This window comes from Lentzea sp. CC55 (assembly GCF_021056325.1).
Classification (GTDB): domain Bacteria; phylum Actinomycetota; class Actinomycetes; order Mycobacteriales; family Pseudonocardiaceae; genus Lentzea; species Lentzea jiangxiensis.
The window spans coordinates 21,433-45,628 of sequence record NZ_JAJCXE010000006.1; the positions used below are offsets into that span (position 1 = coordinate 21,433).

Below are 24,196 nucleotides of genomic sequence, written 5' to 3' on the forward strand. Positions count from 1 at the left end.
AGCGCTCCCGCTTTCCTCGTCCTAGCTCCACTCGACGGCGATGCCCGCGATGCCCGGCCCGAAGTCCGCGAAGTACGCGCTGACGACGCCGCCGAGCCCGCACACCAGCTCCTCGACGTCGACCGGCGTCGCGTCGGCCGAGGCCAGGAACTGCTTCATGCAGCGCGCGGGCATCGCGCGCCGGTGGAACGACAGCTGCACGAGGTACGAGCCGCACGTGTCGCGGAACGTCCGGTGGTGGCCCGGCGTCGCGCTGCCGGTGTCGTCGACGATCGTGAAGCTGAAGACGTGCTCCTCACCGGCCGAGAGCCGCCGGTCGAACAGCATCTCGACCGCCAGGGCGCGGGAGACGCCCTCCCTGCGCAGACGGCCCTGCCGGCAGCCTTCACCGGCTCGCACGATCGCGTTCTCGATCAACGCCCCTTCGTCGCCGTGGTGCGTCGCCAGGTACCGGTCGGGTCCCTGCCGCGACGCGCGCACGACGAGCCGTGTGGTGATGGAGCGTTGTTCGCGGTGCATGCCTATCTGGACGGTGTCGTGGACGGACAGCACTTCGAGGTCCGCGTTGCCGCGTGCGGCTTCCGGTACGGAGTCGAACGCTGCCAGCAGCGGCGCGGGCTCGGGCCACGTCGCCACCGGGCGCGGCGCGTAGGTGTTCCCGGTTCGCGGGCCGATGAGGTCCAACAAGGACGATGGCGGCAGGCGCAGAACCGTCTCCAGCGCGCGCACGGTGCTTATCGCGCGCGGCACTTCGGGGTGCCGCAGGCCTCGTTGCCAGTACGAGAGCGTCGACTGGCCCACCTGGACACCGAGTTGTTCGAGGTGGGCGCGCAGCCGGGCGAGCGAGAGGCCGCGGTGGGCGATCGCCTCGCGCAAAGCGCGGTGGAACGGCCCGTAGCGCAGCGTCTCGGCGAGTGGGGTCGGCAGACCCCCGGTCGGGTTACCGGTCGGCTCGTTGACCGACTCGGCGTGCCCGGAATCCGCGGTCACCGCGGCACCTACCCTTCACACGCGCCGTGTGACTGTTCACCGTAGTCACTCGTTCTGGTGATCGAAAGATCGGATTTCGCCCGTGTGGGGGACGGGCTGCGTCCGTGTGAGTGGTCGGACCCGGTCCCGTTAGGGTTCGGGCGTGGGAAAGCTCGTAGTGATCGAAGGCCTCGACGGCGCCGGCAAGCGCACCCTCGCCAACGGCTTGACCGAGGCGCTCGGTGCCCAGGGCAGGACCGTGGCCACCCACGCGTTCCCGCGTTACGGCCGCAGCGTCCACGCCGACCTGGTCCGCGACGGCCTCTACGGCAGGCTCGGCGACCTCAGCGACTCGGTCTACGGCATGGCCGTCCTCTACGCGCTCGACCGGCGCGGCGCGGCCGAGGAGATCCGCGAGGACCTCGAGAAGCACGACGTCGTCCTGCTCGACCGGTACGTGGCGTCCAGTGCCGCCTACAGCGCCGCGCGTCTGCACCAGGACGAGAACGGCGAGTTCGTGCGGTGGGTGCACGAACTCGAGATCGAGCGCTTCGGGCTGCCCGTTCCGGACCTGCACCTGCTGCTGCGCGTGCCCGTCGAGGTCGCGGCCGAGCGGGCGGCGAGGCGGGAGCAGGACGACGAGTCGCGCGCCCGTGACATTTATGAATCCGATGGCGGGTTGCAGGCCCGGTGCGGTGTCGTTTACGACGGATTGGCGAAGATCGGCTGGCTCGCGCCGTGGCAAGTGGTGGACGGGCGGTCAAACGTGAACTTTTCTTCGCTTGTGGAACCGCTCTTCACTCCTTGAGTGGTCGCTCACGTGCGTACCGGTTGACACGATCGAGTGTCCGGTACGTAACTGTGAGTGTATAGGAGTTCACAATTTGAAGCGTGTCCTGCAGCGCCCCCCGGTCGGTGTCGCCCGTACGGCGGTGCTGATCGCTGCCGCCCGCGCACAAGAGCAGAGCCGGCTCCACCCCCTCTTCGACGACCCCCTCGCCGCCGGTCTCGTGCAGGCCGCCGGCTCCGCGAACGACCTCAACGGCGTGCGCACCCTCGCGGGCGACCACTTCGTCCTGCGCACCCGGTACTTCGACGACGTGCTCCTCGGCGCGCCCCGGCCCCAGGTCGTGGTCATGGCCGCGGGCCTCGACACACGGGCGTTCCGGTTGCAGTGGCCACCGGGCACAAGACTCTTCGAACTCGACCTGCCCGAGCTCGTCGAGTTCAAGGAGGACGCCCTGCACGACCTGGGAGCCCGGCCCGCGTGCGAGCGCGTCGTCGTTCCCTGCGACCTGCGCGACGACTGGCCGACGGCCCTGATCCGCGCCGGCTTCGACCCGAACAGGCCCACGGCGTGGTTGCTGGAGGGCCTGTTCATGTTCCTGCCGCCGGACGCGGGCGAGCGGCTGCTGTACTGGGTGAGCGCGCTCTCCGCCCGGGACAGCACGCTCGCGCTCGAACACGTCAACCGCGCCTTCCGGGAGCTGCCGCAGATGAGGGCCGTGCACCAGCGGTTCGGCACGATGGACGCGCGGTGGCAGTCCGACGTGGAGGATCCGGTCGGGTGGCTCGACGCCCACGGCTGGGACGCCGAGGTCACGCACCAGGTCGACCTCGCCGCGAAGCACGAACGAGCTGTTCCGGCGATCACCGACCCGCGGAAGGTGGGTGATGCGCGGATCTGGCTGGCCTCCGCCGTTCGGCCGGCCTGAGAACACCCGGTAACGAAAGGTGACCCTCGCGCGGTTACTCCCGCGACGAACAGGTCAAACGGGGCGAGGTGGGGTACGTGGAGCGGCAGTTCCGGCCGGTTACCGAACGGGCGCACATCGCCACCAGCGGCAACGGAGCCTGGGTGGTGCGCGAACGCGCGGCCGGGAGTGCGACGATGTTGAGCATGAAGGCACGCGTGCTCGTCGTCGATGACGACCCCGCCCTGGCGGAGATGCTGACGATCGTGTTGCGCGGGGAGGGCTTCGACACCGCGGTGGTCGCCGACGGTGCCCGTGCCCTGCCCGCGCTGCGCGAGCTCAAGCCCGACCTCGTGCTGCTCGACCTGATGCTGCCCGGCATGAACGGCATCGACGTCTGCAAGGCGATCAGGTCCGAGTCGGGCGTGCCGATCGTGATGCTCACCGCGAAGAGCGACACGGTCGACGTGGTGCTGGGCCTCGAGTCCGGCGCGGACGACTACGTCGTCAAGCCGTTCAAGCCGAAGGAGCTGGTCGCCCGCATCCGGGCGCGCCTGCGCCGCACCGAGGCGGAGCCGTCCGAGGTCCTGCAGATCGGCGACCTCACGATCGACGTCCCCGGCCACGAGGTGCTGCGCGAGGGCCGTCCGATCCAGCTCACGCCGCTGGAGTTCGACCTCCTCGTCGCGCTCGCCCGCAAGCCGCGCCAGGTCTTCACCCGCGAGGTGCTGCTCGAGCAGGTGTGGGGCTACCGCCACGCCGCCGACACCCGCCTGGTGAACGTCCACGTGCAGCGGCTGCGGTCCAAGGTCGAACGGGACCCGGAGCACCCCGAGGTGGTGTTGACTGTCCGCGGTGTCGGCTACAAGGCCGGCCCTCCGTGACAGGTGACGTATGAAGTTCGTTCGTCCGGTCGTCGCGAAGGCGCAGCTCCTCGCCGAGGAGGCGCGCAAGCGGTGGGCCGCGTTCGGTGACCTCTGGCGTCGGTCGCTGCAGTTGCGCGTCGTCGTGTCCACGCTCGCGCTCTCGTCCGCCGTGGTGTTCGTGCTGGGCATGGTGCTGCAGATGCAGATCACCAACCAGCTGCTGAACACCAAGGACGAGGCCGCGGTGCGCCAGGCGATGGCGTCGCGGGCGCTGATCCAGTCCGACCTCGTCGGCCTGAACCCCGGCCCGGACAGCGTGCAGACGCGGTTCACCAGCGCGATCAACAAGCTCGCCGTCGGCGGCAACGGGACCGACGCCACGACGGCGGGCGCCGGGGCGTTCGAACCGGTGCTGGCGGACGGACTGGGCTCGGCCGGCGCCGGGCGCGTGCCCTCCGTCGGCAAGCTCGAGGACGTGCCGCGCGGCCTGCGCGAGATGGTCGAGAACGGCACCGAGGGCACCCAGATCCACACGGTGCAGCGCGACGGCGCGGCGACGACCTTGTTCGTCGTGGGCCTGCCGATCAGCACGTCCGCGCGCTCCATGCAGATGTACCTGATCTTCCCGCTGACCGCCGAGCAGCGCACCGCCGAGGTGGTGCAGTCGACGCTCGCGGTCGGCGGAATAGTGCTGCTGGTCCTGCTCGCGCTGATCGCGAACCTGGTGACGCGCCAGGTCGTCCGGCCGGTGCGGCAGGCGGCCGAGGTCGCGGAGCGGTTCGCGGACGGCACGCTGCACGAACGCATGCACGTCGTCGGCGAGGACGACGTGGCCCGCCTGGCCGAGTCGTTCAACGAGATGGCCGAGTCGATCCAGGCCCAGTTCAAGCAGCTGGAGGAGTTCGGCCAGCTGCAGCGCCGCTTCACCTCCGACGTCTCGCACGAGCTGCGCACACCGCTGACGACGGTGCGCATGGCCGCGGACGTCCTGCACGCCTCCCGCGAGCAGTTCCCCGCCGGCCTCGCCCGCTCCACCGAGCTGCTGGTCGACGAGCTCGACCGGTTCGAGTCGCTCCTCGGCGACCTGCTGGAGATCTCCCGCCTCGACGCCGGCGTCGAGGAGCTGACCGCCGAGCAGGTCGACATCCGCGTGCTGGCCCGCCGCGCGCACGACTCGGTGCGCGCGATCTCCACGAGCGCCAACTCGCCGGTCGTGCTCGACCTGCCGGACGACGAGCTCACCGCGGAGCTCGACTCCCGCCGCGTGGAACGGATCCTGCGCAACCTGCTGGCGAACGCCATCGACCACGGCGAGGGCCAGCCCGTCGAACTCACCATGCGCGGCAACGCCGACGCCGTCGCGATCACCGTGCGGGACCACGGCGTCGGTCTGCGGCAAGGCGAGGCGGAACTGGTCTTCAGCCGATTCTGGCGCGCGGACCCGTCGCGCAACCGCCGCACCGGCGGCACCGGCCTCGGCCTGTCGATCTCGCTGGAGGACGCCCGCCTGCACGGCGGCTGGCTGGAGGCGTGGGGCGAACCCGGCCACGGCGCCGTGTTCCGCCTGACGTTGCCGCGCAGGCACGGCGAAGAACTGCGCGAGAGCCCGTTGCCGCTCGCGCCCGCGATCGAGCACGAACCCGTCGTGGTGAGCGAGGAGCCGGTAGCGCCCGAGGAGCCGGGCGAGATCGAGCTGCGGCCGGAGGAGATCACCTGGCAGCCCGCGGAGCCCGTCGACGGCACCGGCGCGGAGAAGTCGCCGGACGAGGTTTCGGAGGACGTGCGGTGAAGCGGTTCGCGTTGCTGTGGCTCGTCCTCGTCACCCTGACCGGTTGCGCCGCGATCCCGACGAACACCCAGCCGAAACCGATCGGCCCCAAGGACAGCAAGGGCGCCGACGCCCCGGACGCACCCGAACCGCGCCAGAACATCGACCCGTTCATGCTCGTGCGCGACTTCATCGACGCGACCTCCAACCCGGACGGCGACTACGCGGCCGCCCGCGCGTTCCTGACGCCGGAAGCCGCGAAGAAGTGGGACACCAAGAACCCCACGATCATCGAGACCGGTTTCTCCACCGTGCCGAGCTCGCAGGCGCCGCAGGAGAAGACGCAGACCGTTCTGCTGCAGGGCAAGTACGTCGGCCGTCTCGGCAGCGACAACGCGTTCGTGCCGCAGCTCGGCGACTTCCAGAAGGCCGTGAAGGTCGAGCGCAACGCCGACAACCAGTGGCGCATCTCCGAACCGCCGCCGGGCGTCTACATGCCGCAGAGCCTGTTCAACAACGCGTACCGCCGCATCACGCTCTACTTCTACAACCCCGAGTTCACCGTCCTGGTGCCCGACCCGCGCTACGTCGTGATCCCGCCCGCGACGAGCATCCCGACGCGCGTGACCGAGCTGCTGGTCAAGGGCCCCGGCGACGCGGTGCGCGACACGCTGGTGAGCGCGCTCGGCTCGGACGCCGACAAGTTCTCCGACACCAAGGAGTCCGACGACGGCGCCCTCGAGGTCAACCTCACCAACGTGGGCAAGGACCTCACCCCCGAGAAGCGCAAGCAGATCGTCGCACAGGTGGTGAAGTCGTTCTCCGGCATCACCTCCTCGCGCGTGCGGGTGCTCGTCGAGGGTCAGCAGATCCTGCCGGACCAACGCGACTACCGGCCGTCCGACGTGTCGGCGACCGCGGGCGAGTCGTTGCTGGCGCTGAACGCGAACCTCCAGGGCATGCTCGTGGTGGACGGGTCGATCCGCTCGCTCACCGACGGCAACCCGATCAAGGGCCCCGCCGGCGCCGGCACGTACGGCGCGGTCTCGGCGGCGCAGTCGCTCGACGGCTCACGCCTCGCCGTCGTGTCCCGCTCCGGCGGCGGGGTGCGCCTGCGCATCGGAGAGCTGGAGCAGGACCTGTCCGAAGTGGACCTGCCCGCCACCACGCTCTCCAGACCGACGTGGCTGCTCTCCACCGGCCCCAAGGAACCCGGCATCGAGGTGTGGACGGCCGTGGACGGCAAGTCCGTGGCCCGCGTGACCCGGTCCGACAACGGCAGCTGGACCGCCAAGGGCGTCAACATCACCGACATCGAGCCGTTCGGCGCGATCAGCGAACTGCGCCTGTCCCGCGACGGCACCCGAGCCGCCCTGGTGATCGCCGGCAAGCTCTACGTCGCCTCCGTGGTGCGCGACAACCAGGACGTCGCCCTGCGCGCACCCCGGCAGCTGCAGCCCTCGACCCTGGGATCGGCGGTGCAGTCGATCGACTGGCTCTCCCAGGACGTGCTGGCGGTGTCCTCCTCGCTGCCCTCCTGGCCGGTCACGAAGGTCTACACCGACGGCTACCGGATGGACCGCTACAGCCAGTCGAACCTCACTGTGCCGGTGGGTTCGGTGGCTTCGGCGCCCGCGCGTCAGGTGCAGGTGATCGACCCCTCCGGGCTGTGGTCGGCGTCGGACATCACCGACGTGTGGAAGTCGAGCGGGATCCGGGTGCCGCCGGGCTCGCTGGTGTTCTACCCGGGCTGAGCCGGAGCGGTGCCGTGCGCGCCCTGGGAGGCGTGGTGCACGGCTGGGAGGCGTGGTGCACGGCTACGGGTTGGGGGTCGGCCAGGAGCGGTGGTGCGCGGGCGGAACCGTGGTGCGCCGCCCGCCTCGGGACGGCAGGCATACGCGGCGGAGCCGGACCGGGTGGTGGCGAGGGCGGGGCACTGCCCGTCTTCTCGGCGCTGTGCGGCACGGGTGCTGCTGCCACGTGCCGGGCCGCCGTGGTGCGGCGCCCCGTGTCGGGGTGGTAGGCGTCTGCGGCGGAGCCGGGCCGGGTGGCGGCGAGGGCGGGGCACCGCCCGCCTTCTCGACGTCGTGCGGTACCGGTGCTGCCACCACGTGTCGGGCCGCCGTGTCGCGGCGCCCCGTGTCGGGACGGTAGGCATCCGCGACGGAACTGCGCCGGGTGGCGGCGAGGACGGGGCACCCGCCCGCCTCCTCGCCGCCGTGTCGCGACGCCACCTGTCGAGCCGCCGTGTCGCGACGCCACGTGTCGAGCCCGAACCGCCGTGCCGACACAGCCGCGTGCCTCAGCCGCGTGCCTCAGCCGCGGGCCATAGCCGCGAGCCCTCAGCACCGTGCCACAACCCCAAGCCACAACGCGGGCTCGCACCGGTCAGCCGTCGCCACGAGCGGCGCGACGCCTGCCTAGTCGCCGGGCCGGTGCGGCCGGGCCGAGGTCAGCACGAGCACGGCGTTCGTCCGCACCCCAGCCGCACGCAGGGCGCGCACGCAGGCCGCGGCCGTCGCCCCGGTCGTGATCACGTCGTCCAGCAGCACGACCGTCCCCGGCGGTGGCCGCCCCACGACCTCCACCCGCCCGGCCAGGTTCCGCCGCCGGGCGCCGGCGCTCAGCCCCACGGAGTCGGCCACCCCGGGCCCGAGGCGCAGCACCGGCGCGACGGCGGCGACGTCCACCTCCCGGGCGATCCGCACCATGTGGTCACCACCGCGGTCCCGCGCGGCGCTGCGGCGGGAGGGTGCCGGCACGATCGTCCACGGCGGAGGCCCGACCGCGACCAGGGCCGCCGCGACCATCGCGCCGAACCAGGCCGAGAGCGCCCGTGCGCTCCGTTCCTTGAAGGCCAGCACGAGTTCCCGCGCCGCACCGTTGTAGGTCGCCAGCGTCCACACGGGCGGCGCAACACCGGGGACCTGGAGGCGGGTGGGCGGGCCGAAGCCGTCGAGGCACTTGGTGCAGCAGGCGGTGCCGGAGAGGCCGCAGCCGGAGCAGACGGGAGGCAGGAGCAGGTCGAGAGCTGTCATGGGAACCAGGGTGGCGGCGGGGTCCGACAGAAAATCGCCGTCGGCCGGGAAAGGGGCCGGGACGTCGGCCGCCACGGGCCTTTCGGCACCGCCCACAAGGGTGAAGTTCCGGTTGCGTTGTCGATCTCCGCAGCCTCCGCGCACCACCGGAATCCGCAGCTCGGAGCGAGTTCTGTGACGGCGTTCCAAGAGCCGGTAACTCGTTTTGCCCCGTTTGTCCCAGCGTCTGTCGAGTCATGTTTCCAGAACTGAGTGGTCCGCACGTTCACCGCCGCTGCCCGGCCACGCGCGCTCAACCACGACCCCCTTGGGTGACCCGTGGTGGCCATCGTGACACCCGCAAGTGGTTAACGACTATTCACATGGTGAGCTGACCAGCGGTTATTACTTGAAATGTGCTCGCGTTCGGCTCTGGGTGTGATCAACCGCCTTGTCCGTCATTGGGCGAAATCCGCCGTTCAGCCCGGCGTGACTGGGTCGTGATCGGGCATCTGCACCGATCGGGACGGGCGGAAGAAGTGAGTCCGCGTTCCGCTTCGGAGATCGGAATCGATCTCTTCCCGGTTTCGGGAACATGACGCGGGGGTCGCCCGTTGGCTGGGTATGAGGCCGCGACTGGAGCCGTTCGACGCAGCAGACCTGCCGTCGAGTGCCGGTGCGCGGCTGGGCCTTGCGGGTGAGCGGGAGGGGTGCGGGTTTGGGCCGCGGCACGCTCGGGAAACGTTTGGCAACGCGCTGTCGTCGCGCTGCGTAGTCGTCGAAAAATCTCGTCGTTCCCTCGGCAAGGGGGCTTACGCGACGGTGAATCCCAAGCTAACGTGCACCGCTATCAGCGTTCCCGGCCCGCGGGGAGGAGGCGAACAGCCCATGATCCTGGCGCCGTGAGAGCCGAGGGAGACGACCCTCTGCGACACATCCGCGATCCAAGATCGCCACGGCGCTTCGAATGCAGTCCAGCCATAGCTCGCAGCAAAGCGAGGGAGGTCGTGTATGGACATCGTCGTTAAGGGCCGCAATGTCGAGGTGCCCGATCACTACAGGGTGCACGTCGCCGAAAAGCTGGCCCGGCTTGAGCGCTACGACCGCAAGGTCATCCGCTTCGACGTGGAGCTTTTCCACGAGCCGAACCGCCGTCAGTCGAAGAACTGCCAGCGGGTCGAAATCACCGGCAAGGGACGTGGACCCGTGGTCCGTTCCGAAGCCTGCGCGGGTGACTTCTACGCTGCGCTCGATTCTGCGGTCGCGAAGCTCGAGAACCGCCTGCGTCGGTCGCATGACCGCAGGCGCGTCCACCACGGGGCGCGTGCCCCGATCTCGGTGGCCGAAGCGACAAGCGGACTGGGTGAACCGTCCGCCGGCGAAAGCATGACGTCGCGCCGCGCGAAGACCGCGGTGCTCGACGCACCCGAGGCCGACTACGAGGGCATGGCGGAAGTGCCCGCGCAGCGTTGGGACGAGGGCCTCGAAGACAAGTTGCCCGGACGCGTCGTACGCGAGAAGGAGCACGCCGCCAAACCGATGACCGTCGACCAGGCCCTCTACGAGATGGAGCTGGTCGGCCACGACTTCTACCTGTTCGCCGACGCCGAATCCGGGCGCCCGAGTGTCGTCTACCGCCGGAAGGGATTCGACTACGGCGTGATCAGGCTGGCCTGACCCGCGCGGACCCCGTACCTCCTACCGCCGGTCGGACCCTTCTCGGCCCCGGACGTTCACCGTCAAGGTGAACTTGGCCGGGCCAGGAACCTTCACGCGGTCCCTGTTCGTTCTCCAGACCAGTAGCCGGGGTGGGGGCAGCGGCGACAGGAGGTCTGCGGGCACCGCAGAGCCGGCACCTGACCTGCTCATACCAGGTCGGGCGTGCCAATCCGCCTGTGTCCGTGCACACATCTTGGCGACTTGCCTACGATGGGCAGGGGAAAGGCGTCCGTGGTGGACGCGCCGCGATACAGGTGATGAGGTCTATCCAGATGGTGCTGTCCCGACTGCTCCGCTCCGGCGAGGGCAAGATGCTCAAGCGCCTCCGCAACATCGCACAGCACATCAACCACCTGGAAGACGAGGTGGTGGACCTCTCCGACGCCGAGTTGCGCGGCAAGACCGAGGAGTTCAAGAAGCGCCACGCCGAGGGCGAGTCGCTCGACGAACTCCTTCCCGAGGCGTTCGCCGTGGCCCGCGAGGCCGCGAAGCGCACCCTGGGCCAGCGGCCCTACGACGTGCAGATGATGGGTGGAGCGGCGCTCCACCTGGGCCAGATCTCCGAGATGCGCACCGGTGAGGGCAAGACGCTGACCTCGGTCATGCCCGTGTACCTCAACGCGCTCGCCGGCAAGGGCGTCCACGTCATCACCACGAACGACTACCTGGCCAAGCGCGACGCGGACTGGATGGGCCGCGTGCACCGCTTCCTGGGGCTGTCCGTCGGCGCGATCCTCTCCGAGATGACCCCGGAGCAGCGCCGCGCGTCGTACAACTCGGACATCACCTACGGCACGAACAACGAGTTCGGCTTCGACTACCTGCGCGACAACATGGCGTGGAGCCTGGACGAGTGCGTGCAGCGCGGCCACTACTTCGCGATCGTCGACGAGGTCGACTCGATCCTCATCGACGAGGCCCGCACGCCGCTGATCATCTCCGGCCCTGCCGAGCAGTCGGCCCGCTGGTACACGGAGTTCGCCCGCCTGGTCCCGCGCATGCGCGGCATCGACGTCACCCAGCTCTCCCAGAAGGACCGCATCGAGGTCATCGAGGAGAAGTCGAAGTCGTACCACTACCAGTACGACGAGAAGAAGCGCACGGTCGCCGTCACCGAGCTCGGTGTGGAGTTCATCGAGGACCAGCTCGGCATCGACAACCTCTACGAGGCCGCGAACACGCCGTTGGTGGGCTACCTGAACAACGCCCTCAAGGCGAAGGAGCTCTACCACCGCGACAAGGACTACATCCTCCGCAACGGCGAAGTGATGATCGTCGACGAGTTCACGGGTCGTGTGCTCGCCGGTCGTCGCTACAACGAGGGCATGCACCAGGCCATCGAGGCCAAGGAGGGCGTGGAGATCAAGGCGGAGAACCAGACGCTCGCCACGATCACCCTGCAGAACTACTTCCGCCTCTACGAGAAGCTCGGCGGCATGACCGGTACCGCCGAGACCGAGGCGGCCGAGTTCCACCAGACCTACAAGCTGGGCGTCGTCCCGATCCCGACGAACCGCCCTCCGCAGCGCAAGGACCAGCCCGACCTCGTCTACAAGAGCGAGGAGGCGAAGTTCGAGGCCGTCGCCGAGGACATCGCCGAGAAGCACGCGAAGGGCCAGCCGGTCCTGATCGGCACGACGAGCGTCGAGCGCTCCGAATACCTGTCGAAGCTGCTGGTGCGCAAGGGCATCCCGCACGAGGTGCTGAACGCGAAGCACCACGACCGCGAGGCGCTGATCATCGCGAAGGCGGGCCGCAAGGGCGCCGTCACCGTCGCGACGAACATGGCCGGTCGCGGTACCGACATCGTGCTGGGCGGCAACCCGGACATCATCGCCGACCACGAGCTGCGCGACCGCGGCCTCGACCCGGTGAACACGCCGGAGGAGTACGAGGCCGAGTGGGCGAAGGTCGTCGAGGAGCTGACGACCCAGGGCAAGGCCGAGGCCGACGAGGTCCGCGAGGCCGGCGGCCTCTACGTGCTCGGCACCGAGCGCCACGAGTCGCGCCGCATCGACAACCAGCTCCGCGGCCGCACCGGCCGTCAGGGCGACCCCGGTGAGTCGCGCTTCTACCTGTCCCTGCAGGACGAACTGATGCGCCGCTTCAACGCGTCCATGGTCGAGATGGTCATGACGCGCCTGAACGTGCCGGACGACGTGCCGATCGAGCACAAGATGGTCACCCGCGCCATCCGCAGCGCGCAGACCCAGGTCGAGCAGCAGAACTTCGAGATCCGCAAGAACGTCCTCAAGTACGACGAGGTCATGAACCGCCAGCGCACGGTGATCTACGCCGAGCGCCGCCGCGTCCTCGAAGGCGAAGACCTGAAGGAACAGGTCGAGCACATGATCCAGAGCGTCATCGAGGAGTACGTCAACGGCGCCACCGCCGACGGCTACGCCGAGGACTGGGACTTCGACAAGCTCTGGACCGCGCTGAAGACCCTTTACCCGGTCTCCCTCGACCCGAAGGACCTCCTCGAGTCCGACGAGGACATCACCCGCGAGTACCTGCGGGAAGTCCTCATCGAGGACGCGATGAACGCCTACCGCGCCCGCGAGGCCGACATCGACAGCCGCGTCGGCGAAGGCGCCACCCGCGAGCTGGAGCGCCGCGTCCTGCTGTCCGTCCTGGACCGCAAGTGGCGCGAGCACCTCTACGAGATGGACTACTTGAAGGAGGGCATCGGCCTGCGCGCGATGGCGCAGCGCGACCCCCTCATCGAGTACCAGCGCGAGGGCTTCGAGATGTTCAACGCGATGCTCGACGCGCTGCGCGAGGAGACCGTCGGCTTCCTGTTCAACCTCCAGGTCGAGGCAGCGGAGCCGGAGCCGGCCCAGCCGGAGGTCCCCGTGACCCTCGCCGCGGCCCCGCAGGCCCTGCCGCAGGTCTCGGGCAACGGCGGAGGCGCCCGCGCCCGTGCCCGCGCGGCGGCAGCCGCCCAGCAGCAGGCCCAGCAGCAGGCCCAGGCCCCCGCGGGCCCGGCGATGGCCCAGCTGGCGAGCGGCAACGCCATCCCGCCCGCCCTGCGCGGCAAGGGCCTCGGCGGCCCCGGCCAGCAGAACCTGAGCTACAGCGGCCCGGCCGAGGACGGCGGCGTGGAAGAGCACGCCGAGGCGAACGGTGGCGCCGGCCAGCAGGGCGGCACCCGCAAGGAGCGCCGCGAGGCCGCCCGCCAGGCGGCCAAGAACCAGCGCCGGGGTCGCTGACCTCACCTCTTGCCGCCGCGTGGGCCGCACTCCTCCGGGAGGGCGGCCCACGCGGCTTTTTCAGGCCTGCGGGCTGGAGTGAGGCGGCGACACGCCTCACTCCAGCACCGTGAACGAGGTGAACCACCACCTCCCGCCCCGGTGCTCGACCCGGCAGGCCACGGCCAGCACCCGCCCCTCCCTGCGGACGGTCGCGGAGATCTCGGCCACGAACCGGGACGGACGACAAACCCGGGGCATCCGGACCACCCGCGTGGTCCGAGCCCGCACCATCGCCCCGAGTCGCACCGCCAGCCCCGGCACCGCGACCTCCCGCAGCAGCCGAGCAGGCCGCCGCCCGTCCAGCACCTCCAGCACGGCACCCACCAGCCGCAGCGGGTCCAGCGCGGGCGACGGCGGATCGGGCTCCGGCACCCAGACGGGTCGTGGCCGGGGCCGGGGCAGCGGAACGGCTCCGCCCACGGGCGGCTCGTAGGCGGGCAGGCGGCGAACGACTGGCGGCATGCCCTACCAGGCGAGCGGCGGGCGTCATCAGGACACGGGCCACTCGAAAGTGGGTACCGTCCTCGACGTGCTGAAAGCTCTGGTGCTCGACTACGGCGGCGTCCTGACCGATCCCGGCGAGGACAACCCGGCCGAGCCGCCGCTCCTCACCGCCCTGCGCGAGGTCAAGCGGCGCGGGCTCAAGACGGCGTTGCTGTCCAATGCGGACGGTTGGTGGCAGCCGCCGCGCGTCTTCGACGGGCTCTTCGACGCGACCGTCCTCTCCGGTGAGGCCGGGCTGGCGAAGCCGGACGTCGGCATCTACCTGGTCGTGGCGCGGAAGCTCGGTCTCGAGCCGGGGGAGTGCGTGTTCGTCGACGACCTCGCGGTCAACATCCGCGGTGCTGCCGAGGCCGGAATGGTCGGCGTCCACCACCGGTCGACGCGGTCCACCCTCGAGGAGCTGGAGGTCCTGCTGGGGATTGCTCTCCGCGGATGAGGGACCAGGGGAACGGTCACCGCGCCGACCGGCTCTGAGCCTTTCTCACTGAGAGCGGCGCACCAGTTCGAAGCAGAGGACGGCCGCCGCCGAGGCGACGTTCAGCGATTCCACGCCCGCCGCCATCGGAATCGAAAGCCACGACGTGACGTGCGGACGCACGTCGTCGGTGATTCCGGACGTTTCGCTGCCCAGGACGAATGCGGCGCGCTCGCCGAAAGAAGCGGAGTAGATGGTGTCGGAGGCGTGGGAGTCGAGCGCGAAGAGCGGATAGCCGGACGCGCGCAGCAGAGCCGAGGCCTCCGCCGCGGTGCCGCAGCGCAGCACGGGCGCTCGGAAGGCCACCCCGGCGGAGGCCTTGACCACGAGCGGGTCGATCGACGCGACGCCGCGGCGCGGGACGACGATGCCGTCGATCCCCGCCGCGGTCGCGGTGCGCAGGATCATGCCGACGTTCGCGGGCGTCGTGATGCCGTCGAGCACCAGCACGGACCGCAGCGACCCTTCCTCCAGGGCCAGGGCGAGCGGCTTCATGCGGGGCGCGACCACGTCGGCGAGCACGCCTTGGTCCTGCTTCCCGTTGCCCGCCAGCACCTTCACGCGTTGCGCGGTGGCCCGCTGCACCTGGACGCCGCGGGAACGGGCCGCGTCGAGGATCTCGCGCGCGGCAGGGCCGCGGGCCGTGTCGGCGAGCACCACCTTGTCCACTGACAGCGCCGGGTCGTCCAGCGCCTCCAGCACTGGCTTGCGGCCGTAGACGGTGACGAAGCGGTCCTTGGGCGAGATCTCCACGTGAAGAGGGTGACAGAGGCGGGCACGGCGGGCTCGAACGGGTGAAGAGCTCCACTAGAGCCGTTCGGCCCTTGTGTTTCGGATCATATCGATGATGATCGTCACATGACGGCAGGTATGCGCAGTGTCGCGCAACGTCAACACCTCGCGAGCGGTCAGGACTCGGATGTGTTCATCCGGTCGGACGGCTTGCTGGTCAAGCGCACCCGCACCGGCCGTGACCTGCGACGCGAGGCCGAGATGATGGTGTACCTGAGCGGGTGCGGCATCCCCGTCCCGCGCGTTCACGAGGCCACGCGGGACGAGCTCGTCATGCAGTACGTGCCCGGCCCGCGGATGTCGGAGGAGATCGGCCGCAAGCCGTGGTTCGCAGGCGGTCTCGGCAAGGAGCTCGCGGACCTGCACCGCCGCCTCGACGTCATCCCCGCGCCCGACTTCCTGAGCGGCGAGGGCGACCTCCTGCACCTCGACCTGCACCCCGGCAACGTCGTGCTCGGTCCGGAGGGGCCCGTCGTCCTCGACTGGGCCAGCGCCACCAAGGGCGACCGCCGGCTCGACGTCGCGCTGAGCTGGGTCTCGCTCGCCGTCGCGAGCCTCGCCCCGGTCAAGAAGCTCACGCGGTGGCGGTTCCTGCGCTCGTTCATGGCCAACGCCGACCCGCTGGCGGTCGAGGCGATCCCGGAGGCCGCGCGCATCCGGCTGGGCCGCCACGACCGCGATCCGCGGGAACGGGCCGCGCTGCAGAGGTTGATGGACCGCAAACGCCACTAGGCTGGGTGCATGCCGGACCGACTGTCAGCGCTGGACGCCTCGTTCCTGTACATGGAGGGCTCCACGACGCCGATGCACGTCGGTGGCGTGGCGGTGTTCCGGCGGCCCAAGGCGGGCTTCGACTACGACAAGCTCGTCGACCTCATCGAGCAGCGCCTGAGCCTCGTGCCGCGCTACCGGCAGAAGGTCGTGCACGTCCCGGGCCGCATCGCGCGCCCGGTCTGGGTCGACGACCCGGACTTCGACGTCACCTACCACGTCCGCAGGTCGGCGCTGCCCAAGCCGGGCAGCGACACCCAGCTGCACGACCTGGTCGCGCGCCTGATGTCGCGCCCGCTCGACCACTCCCGCCCGCTGTGGGAGATCTACCTCGTCGAGGGCCTCGCGAAGAACCAGGCCGCGGTCATCACCAAGACCCACCAGGCCATGGTCGACGGCATCGCGTCGCTCGAGATCGGCCAGGTCATGCTGGACGTGTCGCCGTCGCCGCGCACGAACGTCGAGAACCTCTGGATGCCGCAGCCGGAACCCAGTTCGCTGCAGCTCGTGGCCGACGCGGTCACCGACATCGTGCAGCGCCCCGGCGAGCTCGTGGAGAACGTCCGCAGCGCCGCCCTGGACACCGTCAACACGGTCGAGAAGATCTTCCACACGTTCGGCGTGCTCGCCTCGGCGGTCCGCACCGCCGCGACACCCGCGCCCGGCACGCCGCTGAACGTCCGCATCTCCTCGCCGCAGCGCCGGTTCGCCGTCGCCCGCACCCGGCTCGACGACCTGCGCGCCATCCGCAAGGCGCACGGCGGCACCGTCAACGACGTGGTGCTCGCCGCCCTGAGCGGAGCGCTGCGCAACTGGCTGCTCAGCCGCGGCGAGAACGTCACCGGCAGCACCACGATCCGCGCGATGGCCCCGCTCTCGGTTCGTGAAGCGGACCCGGACTCGGGCAACAACGTCAGCGCGTACCTGGTCGACCTGCCGGTCGGCGAGCCGAACCCGGTCGTGCGCCTGCACCACGTGAGCCACGCGATGCGCGCCCACCAGGAGTCCGGCCAGTCCGTGGCAGCCGACGCGCTGGTGAAGGTCTCCGGCTTCGCGCCGCCGACGCTGCACGCGCTCGGTGCGCGCGCTGCGAGCTCGTTCAGCCGGCGGCTGTTCAACGTCATCGTCACGAACGTCCCCGGCCCGCAGGTGCCGCTGTACGCGGCGGGCGCGAGAATGACCGAGATCTTCCCGGTCGTGCCGCTCGCCAGGAACCAGGCGCTGGCCATCGGGGTGACGTCGTACGACGGCGGTGTTTACTTCGGGTTGAACGGCGACCGCGACGCGATGTCCGATGTGGACGTTCTGGCGGCCATGGTCGAGGAGTCGGTGGAGGAACTGATGGGGACGGCGAACGGGTCATGAGGGTCTACATCCCGGCCACGGTGCCGATGCTGCGCGCGTTCGTCGACAGCGGCGAACTGGCCCCGGTCACCGGCACGGCCTTCGCGCTGACGCCGGCGCTGCGCGAGTCCTACGCCGCGGGCGACACCGAGGAACTGGAGTACGCGGCCATGATGGACGCCGCCCGCGCCTCGCTGCGGCTGCTGGCGGCCGACGAGAAGGCCGAACCGCGGCGCGCGGTGCTCGCGGTGGACGCGGACGACGTGACGTTGCGGCCCGACCTCGACTTCTCGGTCGTGAAGGTCGCCGGCTCGTTCACCCTCAAGGACGTCGCCTCCGTGCACCTCGACACGGCCGAGGCCGAGCAGGACGTGCGCGCGGCGGTGGAGGTCGTGGACGCCGCGGACCTGGGCGACCCGGACGCCGAGTTCACCCTGGGCAGCGCCGAGGACCACGAACTGGCCTGGTACGCGGCCCAGGAGCTGCCGTTCGTCCTGGAACTGCTCTAGTCGCGGCGCTGGTCGTGCACCTCGGGCAGTGCGGTGAACCCGGCTGCCCGGTAGGTGGCGACGGCGGCCGTGTTCGAGCTCGGCGTGCAGACGACCGCGCTCGACGAGCCGAGGTCGCGCAGTGCGGCGGCGCCGGCGAGGGTGATCGCCCTGCCGAGGCCGCGGCCCCGGTGGTCGTGGTGCACGCCCATCGGTTCGACCACTCCCGGCTTGCCGGGACCGGCCGACCACACCGTGATCGCCGCCGCCGCGTCCTGACCGTCGAACGCGACGAGGCACCGAGCGTCCGCGAACGGCGGGCCCGAGGCCATCGCGTGCCAGCGTTCTTCGGTGAAGGTGGACTTCTCGAACGACGCCCTGATCACGGCGGCGTGCAGGTGGGCCTGTGCGGGCTCGACGACCTCGACCCGCACGCCGGGGCCGGGCACCGGTGAGGAGAGGTCGAGGCGCAGCGGCGTCCACGGCTCGCCGGGCTGCCAGCCGCGTTCGGACAACAGCTCCTCGAAGCGCGTGCCCGCAGGGGACTCGACGTAGACCTCCCCGGCGGGCAGCGCGCCGCGGTCCGGGTCGCAGACGTCGTCGGCCAGCCGCCGCGCCAGGTCCTCGTCCTGCCGGGCGTCCGGCGCGATCGTGCACCGCAGCAGGTCGGCGCCGTCCAGCAGGCCGACGGCGAGCACCCGCCCGTCCCGGCGCCAGACGCGGACCGCCGCCCCGATGGCCTCCTCGCCGAACCGCCAGTACCAGCCCAGATCGCCGGGGTGGAGCTGGAACGGCAGGTCGTCGCGCTGCCATTCGCGCAACGCGCGCACGGCGTCGTCGAGCACGGTCACATCCCTTCCGCGGGTTCCCACAGCTCGATCCGGTTGCCCTCGGGGTCGACGCACCAGCCGAAGCGGCCGAAGTCCGAGTCCTCGGTCTCGGGCAGCACCTCGACGCCGCGCGCCTTGAGCTTCGCCATCAGCGACAGCAGGTCGTCCACGCGCAGGTTCAGCATGGTGCGCTGGTCGGGTTCGCCGATGTACTGGGTGTCCTGGGCGAACAACGCCATCGTCGTCGTGCCGGGGTGCTCGTTCGTCGCCGTGTCGAGCCAGTGGAAGGTGACGGTGCCCTTCTCGCTCATCGGCACGCCCAGGTTCTCGCGGTACCAGGCGGCCAAGCGCACAGGATCCCGTGAACGCAGGAAAACCCCGCCGATGCCAGTCACCCGCGCCACCCGACGGACCCTACTACCGCGTGCCACGATGGGGGAATGGACGCAGTCACGTCTGCACCCGAACCGGTCAACGAGCCCGTGCGCACCTACGCACCCGGTAGCGCCGAACGGACCAGCCTCGAGGCGCGCATCGCGGAACTCGAAGGCACCACCCACGAACTGACGATGACCATCGGCGGTCGGCAGCGCATGGGCGGTGGCGACCGCATCGACGTGGTCCAGCCCCACGACCACAGGCACGTCCTCGGCGTGACGGCGCAGGCCACCAACTCCGACGTCGCCGAGGCGATGCGCGCGGCCCAGCACGCCGCTCCGGGCTGGCAGGAGCTGCCGTTCGACGAACGCGCCGCGGTGCTGCTGCGCGCGGCCGACCTGCTCGCCGGGCCGTGGCGCGACACCCTCAACGCCGCCACGATCCTCGGGCAGTCGAAGTCCGTGCAGCAGGCCGAGATCGACGCCGCGTGCGAGCTGATCGACTTCCTGCGCTTCAACGTCCACTTCGGCCGCCGCGTCCTGCAGGAGCAGCCGCTGTCCTCGCCGGGCGTGTGGAACCGGATGGACCACCGGCCGCTCGACGGGTTCGTCGTGGCGATCACGCCGTTCAACTTCACCGCCATCGCGGGCAACCTGCCGCTCGCGCCCGCGTTGATGGGCAACACGGTGCTGTGGAAGCCGTCGCCGACGCAGCAGCTCGCCGCGCACTTCACCATGCGGCTGCTGGAGGAGGCCGGTCTGCCGCCGGGCGTGGTCAACCTCGTCACGGGAGACGGCCGGGCGGTGAGCGAGGTGGCGTTGCGCGACAGGTTCTTCGCGGGCCTGCACTTCACCGGCTCCACCCGCACGTTCAAGTCGCTGTGGCAGACCATGGCGGGCAACCTCGACCACTACCGCGCCTACCCGCGCATCGTCGGCGAGACCGGCGGCAAGGACTTCGTGCTGGCGCACGCTTCGGCGGATCCGAAGGCGCTCGTCACGGGGCTCGTGCGCGGTGCCTTCGAATACCAGGGCCAGAAGTGCTCGGCGGCGTCGCGGGCCTACATCGCGCGGTCGCTGTGGGAGGGCGGCGTGCGCGAGCAGTTGCTCGACATCACGAAGTCGTTGTCCTACGGCGATGTCACGGACCTCTCGGTGTTCGGCGGCGCGGTCATCGACCACCGCGCGTTCGCCAAGCAGGAGGAGGCGCTGCTGATGGCGTCCGCGTCCACCTCGGTCGAGGTCCTCGCCGGCGGCTCGTGCGACGACTCGGTGGGCTACTTCGTCGACCCCGCGGTGCTGCTGGGCACCGACCCGCACCACGACATCTTCACGTCGGAGTACTTCGGCCCGATCCTCGCCGTCCACGTCTACGAGGACGCGGACTTCCCGAGGATGATGGAGATCATCGACACCTCCACGCCGTACGCGCTGACCGGCGCGATCTTCGCCCGCGACCGCGCCGCCGTGGAGCAGGCCCACCGCGCCCTGCGCTTCGCGGCGGGCAACTTCTACGTCAACGACAAGCCGACCGGCGCCGTCGTCGGGCAGCAGCCGTTCGGCGGCTCGCGCGGCTCCGGCACCAACGACAAGGCGGGCTCGATCTACAACCTGCAGCGGTGGACGAGCCCGCGCGTCGTCAAGGAGACCCTGGTCCCGGCGGCGGACCACCGGTACCCGCACATGGGTTAGTGGCGGGGCCTCCAGCCGGTGGCCTCGGTGAGCTTCGTGCTCACAACCCGCTGCGACCGCCCGAACACCTCGAACGACGCGGCGAGCTTGCCGGAGAACCGCGGCAGGCGCGTGATCCCCGTGTCCCGCTTGAGCACCGGCGTCCCGACGTTGTAGACGCCGGGAGGCGCGTCGAGGGCGGCGACCGCCGCGGCCGCCGCGTCGGCGGGGTGCACGACCGACATCCAGCCGTCGCCGACGAGCACGGGCGGTGACGTGGCGTCGCCGCCCATCAGCAACCCGAAGCGCAGGAACACGCCGCCGGGGTGCCGCAGCACGTTCTCCTGCGCCGTGACCGAGCTGGCGACGTGCCCGACCGGCTCGATCGGCGCGCTCTCGTCGAGCTCCCGATCGCCGCCGTCCGCGTAGACGAACGAGATGCCCTCCTGCACGACCCGCCCGACCCCGGCCCTCATCGCGGCCTCGACGACGGCGGCGCTGCCCTCGGTGCGGATGCGGTTGTTCTCCGCCCACGCGCGGGCCAGGACGGCCTTCGCGCTCAGCGGGATGCGGGTGGCGAGGTTGACCACGGCGTCGTGACCCGCGAACGCCGCGGTGAGCTGACCGACGTCGAACATCGAGGTGGTGTGCCGGTCCAGCACATCGACCTCGTGACCCGCCGCCCGCAGCCGCGGCACCGCTTCCCGTCCCAGAACGCCCGTCGCACCGATCACGAATACCTTCATGACCAGTGGACGGGGCAGGACGTCAGTACGTGACGGGCACCCGTGTGAAGGCGCTCACCCGGGGAGCCGTTCGAAAGCCTTGGCCGCGAGGCCCTGCACGACCTGCCCGACGGCGTTGGGGTCGGTGCCGCGCTGCACCACCTCGAACCGGACGAGCTGCCGTTCCCGGACTTCCAGGACTGCGTCGCACCTCACCTCGCCGGAGGACTCCGCACACCTGCGGGTCAGCGGGCGGTTGTTGCTCTCGCCCTCGCCGCCCGCGATCACCCCGCCGTAGCCGCCGCCGGACAGCAGCCCCTGCGACTCGTCCGCGAACGCCGCCTCCAGCAGCGTCAGCTCGACGGTCAGCGAGTCGAACCTGTAGTCGCACACCCGATCAGACCTGGCAGGCGTGCCGTTGAGCCCGCCCGCGTCACCGGACCGCAGCAGCGAACACGGGTCCACCTCGGCGAAGGCCGGTGTGCCGCCCGTGGCCGAGCACGCGGCGAGAGTGACCAGCAGGGGCAGCAACCAGCGCATGCTCATGATCAGTCAGCGTAATCGTCGATGCCCGCGCGCGAAGCCAGCAGCCGCCGCAACGACGTGAGGCGGCCCTGCGCGTCCGGCACGAGCTCGTCCAGCACGCAGCCCGGGTCCTCGGGCGGACCGAGGTGGCCGCAGCCCGGCGGGCACTCCTCGGCGGCCTCGGCGAAGTCCGGGAACGCCTTCACGATGTCGTCCGGCGTGATGTGCGCGAGACCGAACGAGCGGATGCCCGGCGTGTCGACGACCCACCCGCCGCCGGGCAGGCGCAGCGCCACGGCCTGGGTGGAGGTGTGGCGGCCCTTGCCGACGCCGGACACGACGCCCACGGCGCGGTTCGCGTCCGGCACGAGCTTGTTGACCAGGGTGGACTTGCCGACGCCGGAGTGGCCGATGAGGCACGACACCGTGTCCGTGAGGCGAGCGCGCAGCTCGGCGGGTTCCTCGTCGGACCTCGTCACGATCACCGGCACGTCGAGCTCGGTGTAGAGGGCGAGCAGCGCGTCGGCGGACGCCAGGTCCGACTTCGTCAGGCACAGCACCGGTTCCAGGCCGCCGGCGTACGCGGCGACGAGGCAGCGGTCGATGAAGCCGGTGCGCGGCGGGGGATCGGCCAGCGCGACGACCATGATGAGCTGGGAGGCGTTCGCGACGACGACGCGTTCGAACGGGTCCGTGTCGTCCGCGGTCCGGCGCAGCACGGACGTGCGCTCCTCGACGCGCACGATGCGGGCCAGCGTGTCCGGCAGACCCGAGGTGTCACCGACGATGCCCACCTGGTCGCCGACCACCACGGGCGTGCGGCCCAACTCGCGCGCACGCATCGCCGTGACCACGACGCCGGACTCCAGTGCGCACGTCCAGCGCCCGCGGTCCACGCCGATCACCATCGCGGTCTCGGCGTCGGCGTGTTCCGGCCGCCTCTTGCTGCGCGGCCGCGTCCCCTTGCCGGGGCGCACGCGCACGTCGGACTCGTCGAGCTTGCGCCAGTCCCGCTTGCCCACTTCTACGCGCCCCCGGTGAGCATGGCGTCCCACATGCCGGGGAAGTCGGGGATCGTCTTGGTCGTCGACCCGATGTCGTCCACCTCGACGCCCGGCACCACCAGGCCGATGATCGCGCCCGCGGTCGCCATCCGGTGGTCGGCGTAGGCCTTCCACACACCGCCGTGCAGCGGAGCGGGGTCGATGACCAGGCCGTCCTCGGTCTCGGTCGCGGTGCCGCCGAGCGCGTTGACCTCGTTCACGAGCGCCGCGATGCGGTCCGTCTCGTGGCCGCGGATGTGAGCGACGCCGCGGATCGTCGTGCGTCCCTCGGCGAGCGCGGCCAGGGCGGCGACGGTCGGCGTGAGCTCGCTCTCGTCGTGCAGGTCGATGTCCACACCGGACAGCTTCGCCGGCCCGCGCACGGTCAGGCCGCGCTCGGACACCTCGACCTCGCAGCCCATGCGCTCGAGGATGCCGCGCACCGCGTCACCGGGCTGCGTGGTCGTCGCGGGCCAGTGCGGGATCGTCACCTCGCCGCCGGTCACCGCGGCCGCCGCCAGGAACACCGTCGCGTTCGACAGGTCCGGCTCCACGTGCCACGTGCGCGCCTTGATCACCCCGGGCTCGACGCGCCACGTGTTCGTCGTGCCGGTGTCCACCTCGACACCGACCGAACGCAACGTCTGCACCGTCATGTCGATGTGCGGCAGCGAAGGCACCGGCTTGCCGTCGTGCCTGATCGTCACGCCCTTGTCGTAGCGCGCGGCCGAGAGCAGCAGCCCGGAGACGAACTGCGACGAGCCCGACGCGTCGATCGTCACCTCACCGCCGGGCACCGATCCCGTGCCGTGCAACGTGAACGGCAGCGCGTCGCCCTCGACGTCCACGCCCAGCGACCGCAGCGCACCCAGCACGGTGCTCATCGGCCGCAGGCGGGCGTGCGGGTCGCCGTCGAACCGGATCTCGCCCTCGGCCAGCGCGGCGGCGGGCGGCAGGAAGCGCATGACCGTGCCGGCGAGACCGCAGTCGACGTCCGCCGGCCCGCGCAGCGCACCGGGCGTGACGTCCCAGCCGCCGTCCTCGCGGTCGGCGAACCCCACGCCCAGCGACGACAGGGCGGCAGCCATCAGCACCGTGTCGCGGCTGCGCAACGGCGCGTGGACCGTCGAGGGCCCGTCGGCCAGCGCCGCGAGCACCAGGACGCGGTTCGTGATCGACTTCGAGCCGGGCACCGGCACCGTCGAGTGGACTGGGCCGGACGCGCCGGGTGCTGACCAGTGCTGAGTCATGCCTGAATCTTCCCGCATGGGCGGTGGTGTGGTGACCACCAGCCTTCACCGCAGGCTTCCGGCGCCCAGCGGGTCGCCCCACAGCACCGGCCCCGCGCCCCGATATGTCCGATA

22 protein-coding genes are annotated in these 24,196 nt (G+C 70.8%); 12 read left to right on the forward strand and 10 right to left on the reverse strand.

Annotation, left to right across the window (positions count from 1 at the left end):
* Window positions 1-21: 21 nt before the first annotated feature.
* On the reverse strand, window positions 22-990 hold the full coding sequence (locus L6E10_RS04155) for a hypothetical protein (protein WP_236216950.1): 969 nt from the start codon (window positions 988-990) through the stop codon (window positions 22-24).
* Window positions 991-1,132: 142 nt separating this feature from the next.
* Here L6E10_RS04155 and L6E10_RS04160 point away from each other — a divergent pair, with 142 nt between their 5' ends.
* The 5 genes from L6E10_RS04160 to L6E10_RS04180 all read left to right on the forward strand — a co-directional run bounded on the left by L6E10_RS04160 (window position 1,133) and on the right by L6E10_RS04180 (window position 7,051).
* A complete protein-coding gene (locus tag L6E10_RS04160; protein WP_236216952.1) occupies window positions 1,133-1,777 on the forward strand; it encodes a dTMP kinase in 645 nt (214 codons plus the stop codon).
* A 76-nt stretch (window positions 1,778-1,853) separates the two neighbouring features.
* Window positions 1,854-2,684 carry an SAM-dependent methyltransferase gene (locus L6E10_RS04165; RefSeq protein ID WP_236216954.1) on the forward strand — a complete coding sequence of 277 codons (831 nt, stop codon included), beginning with the start codon at window positions 1,854-1,856 and terminating at the stop codon, window positions 2,682-2,684.
* A gap of 185 nt (window positions 2,685-2,869) precedes the next feature.
* A complete protein-coding gene (gene mtrA / locus L6E10_RS04170) occupies window positions 2,870-3,547 on the forward strand; it encodes an MtrAB system response regulator MtrA (protein WP_030471262.1) in 678 nt (225 codons plus the stop codon).
* A gap of 10 nt (window positions 3,548-3,557) precedes the next feature.
* Entirely contained in the window at window positions 3,558-5,318 is a 1,761-nt protein-coding gene (gene mtrB, locus L6E10_RS04175) for an MtrAB system histidine kinase MtrB (protein ID WP_236216956.1), read from the forward strand.
* Window positions 5,315-7,051: an LpqB family beta-propeller domain-containing protein gene (locus L6E10_RS04180; RefSeq protein WP_236216958.1), complete on the forward strand. Its 1,737-nt coding sequence runs from the start codon at window positions 5,315-5,317 to the stop codon at window positions 7,049-7,051. The genes mtrB and L6E10_RS04180 overlap by 4 nt, the downstream gene beginning before the upstream one ends.
* 666 nt (window positions 7,052-7,717) lie before the next feature.
* Here L6E10_RS04180 and L6E10_RS04185 read toward each other — a convergent pair.
* On the reverse strand, window positions 7,718-8,335 hold the full coding sequence (locus L6E10_RS04185; protein WP_236216960.1) for a ComF family protein: 618 nt from the start codon (window positions 8,333-8,335) through the stop codon (window positions 7,718-7,720).
* Between the two features lie 990 nt (window positions 8,336-9,325).
* Here L6E10_RS04185 and hpf point away from each other — a divergent pair.
* Together hpf and secA are read left to right on the forward strand one after the other, a co-directional pair.
* Window positions 9,326-9,991 (forward strand): ribosome hibernation-promoting factor, HPF/YfiA family, encoded by a 666-nt coding sequence (hpf, locus tag L6E10_RS04190; protein WP_236216962.1) that lies wholly within the window; start codon window positions 9,326-9,328, stop codon window positions 9,989-9,991.
* A gap of 314 nt (window positions 9,992-10,305) precedes the next feature.
* Window positions 10,306-13,245: a preprotein translocase subunit SecA gene (secA, locus tag L6E10_RS04195; RefSeq protein ID WP_236216964.1), complete on the forward strand. Its 2,940-nt coding sequence runs from the start codon at window positions 10,306-10,308 to the stop codon at window positions 13,243-13,245.
* A gap of 96 nt (window positions 13,246-13,341) precedes the next feature.
* Here the strand turns inward: secA and L6E10_RS04200 are convergent, their stop codons facing one another.
* Window positions 13,342-13,749, reverse strand: a complete 408-nt coding sequence (locus tag L6E10_RS04200; protein ID WP_236216966.1) for an Rv3235 family protein — start codon at window positions 13,747-13,749, stop codon at window positions 13,342-13,344.
* A 67-nt stretch (window positions 13,750-13,816) separates the two neighbouring features.
* On the opposite strand from L6E10_RS04200, the gene L6E10_RS04205 reads away from it, so the two are divergent.
* On the forward strand, window positions 13,817-14,227 hold the full coding sequence (locus L6E10_RS04205) for an HAD-IA family hydrolase (protein WP_236216968.1): 411 nt from the start codon (window positions 13,817-13,819) through the stop codon (window positions 14,225-14,227).
* A gap of 45 nt (window positions 14,228-14,272) precedes the next feature.
* Here L6E10_RS04205 and L6E10_RS04210 read toward each other — a convergent pair whose 3' ends face one another.
* Window positions 14,273-15,019, reverse strand: a complete 747-nt coding sequence (locus L6E10_RS04210) for an RNA methyltransferase (protein ID WP_236216970.1) — start codon at window positions 15,017-15,019, stop codon at window positions 14,273-14,275.
* A 105-nt stretch (window positions 15,020-15,124) separates the two neighbouring features.
* Here L6E10_RS04210 and L6E10_RS04215 point away from each other — a divergent pair, with 105 nt between their 5' ends.
* Genes L6E10_RS04215 through L6E10_RS04225 form a run of 3 tightly spaced genes read left to right on the forward strand, consistent with a single transcriptional unit; the run spans window position 15,125 to window position 17,682 of the window.
* Complete coding sequence (locus L6E10_RS04215; RefSeq protein WP_236216972.1) at window positions 15,125-15,790, forward strand: phosphotransferase; 666 nt, start codon at window positions 15,125-15,127, stop codon at window positions 15,788-15,790.
* Window positions 15,791-15,799: 9 nt separating this feature from the next.
* Window positions 15,800-17,194 (forward strand): wax ester/triacylglycerol synthase family O-acyltransferase, encoded by a 1,395-nt coding sequence (locus tag L6E10_RS04220; RefSeq protein ID WP_236216974.1) that lies wholly within the window; start codon window positions 15,800-15,802, stop codon window positions 17,192-17,194.
* Window positions 17,191-17,682, forward strand: a complete 492-nt coding sequence (locus L6E10_RS04225; protein ID WP_236216976.1) for a hypothetical protein — start codon at window positions 17,191-17,193, stop codon at window positions 17,680-17,682. The genes L6E10_RS04220 and L6E10_RS04225 overlap by 4 nt, the downstream gene beginning before the upstream one ends.
* On the opposite strand, the gene L6E10_RS04230 is transcribed toward L6E10_RS04225, so the two are convergent.
* Window positions 17,679-18,506 carry a GNAT family N-acetyltransferase gene (locus L6E10_RS04230; protein WP_236216978.1) on the reverse strand — a complete coding sequence of 276 codons (828 nt, stop codon included), beginning with the start codon at window positions 18,504-18,506 and terminating at the stop codon, window positions 17,679-17,681. The two genes, L6E10_RS04225 and L6E10_RS04230, sit on opposite strands and share 4 nt — an antisense overlap.
* A 2-nt stretch (window positions 18,507-18,508) precedes the next feature.
* Window positions 18,509-18,895: a VOC family protein gene (locus L6E10_RS04235; RefSeq protein WP_236216981.1), complete on the reverse strand. Its 387-nt coding sequence runs from the start codon at window positions 18,893-18,895 to the stop codon at window positions 18,509-18,511.
* Between the two features lie 36 nt (window positions 18,896-18,931).
* On the opposite strand from L6E10_RS04235, the gene pruA reads away from it, so the two are divergent.
* Window positions 18,932-20,560: an L-glutamate gamma-semialdehyde dehydrogenase gene (gene pruA, locus L6E10_RS04240; RefSeq protein ID WP_236216983.1), complete on the forward strand. Its 1,629-nt coding sequence runs from the start codon at window positions 18,932-18,934 to the stop codon at window positions 20,558-20,560.
* Here the strand turns inward: pruA and L6E10_RS04245 are convergent.
* The 4 genes from L6E10_RS04245 to aroA all read right to left on the reverse strand — a co-directional run bounded on the left by L6E10_RS04245 (window position 20,557) and on the right by aroA (window position 24,082).
* On the reverse strand, window positions 20,557-21,273 hold the full coding sequence (locus L6E10_RS04245; protein ID WP_236216985.1) for an NAD(P)-dependent oxidoreductase: 717 nt from the start codon (window positions 21,271-21,273) through the stop codon (window positions 20,557-20,559). The genes pruA and L6E10_RS04245 overlap by 4 nt on opposite strands.
* A gap of 66 nt (window positions 21,274-21,339) precedes the next feature.
* The gene (locus tag L6E10_RS04250; RefSeq protein WP_236216987.1) at window positions 21,340-21,810 is read right to left on the reverse strand and encodes a hypothetical protein; all 471 of its coding nucleotides are present in this window, start codon (window positions 21,808-21,810) and stop codon (window positions 21,340-21,342) included.
* A 2-nt stretch (window positions 21,811-21,812) separates the two neighbouring features.
* Window positions 21,813-22,811 carry a ribosome small subunit-dependent GTPase A gene (gene rsgA / locus L6E10_RS04255; protein ID WP_236216989.1) on the reverse strand — a complete coding sequence of 333 codons (999 nt, stop codon included), beginning with the start codon at window positions 22,809-22,811 and terminating at the stop codon, window positions 21,813-21,815.
* Window positions 22,812-22,813: 2 nt separating this feature from the next.
* Window positions 22,814-24,082 carry a 3-phosphoshikimate 1-carboxyvinyltransferase gene (gene aroA / locus L6E10_RS04260; RefSeq protein WP_236216991.1) on the reverse strand — a complete coding sequence of 423 codons (1,269 nt, stop codon included), beginning with the start codon at window positions 24,080-24,082 and terminating at the stop codon, window positions 22,814-22,816.
* Window positions 24,083-24,196: the final 114 nt, after the last annotated feature.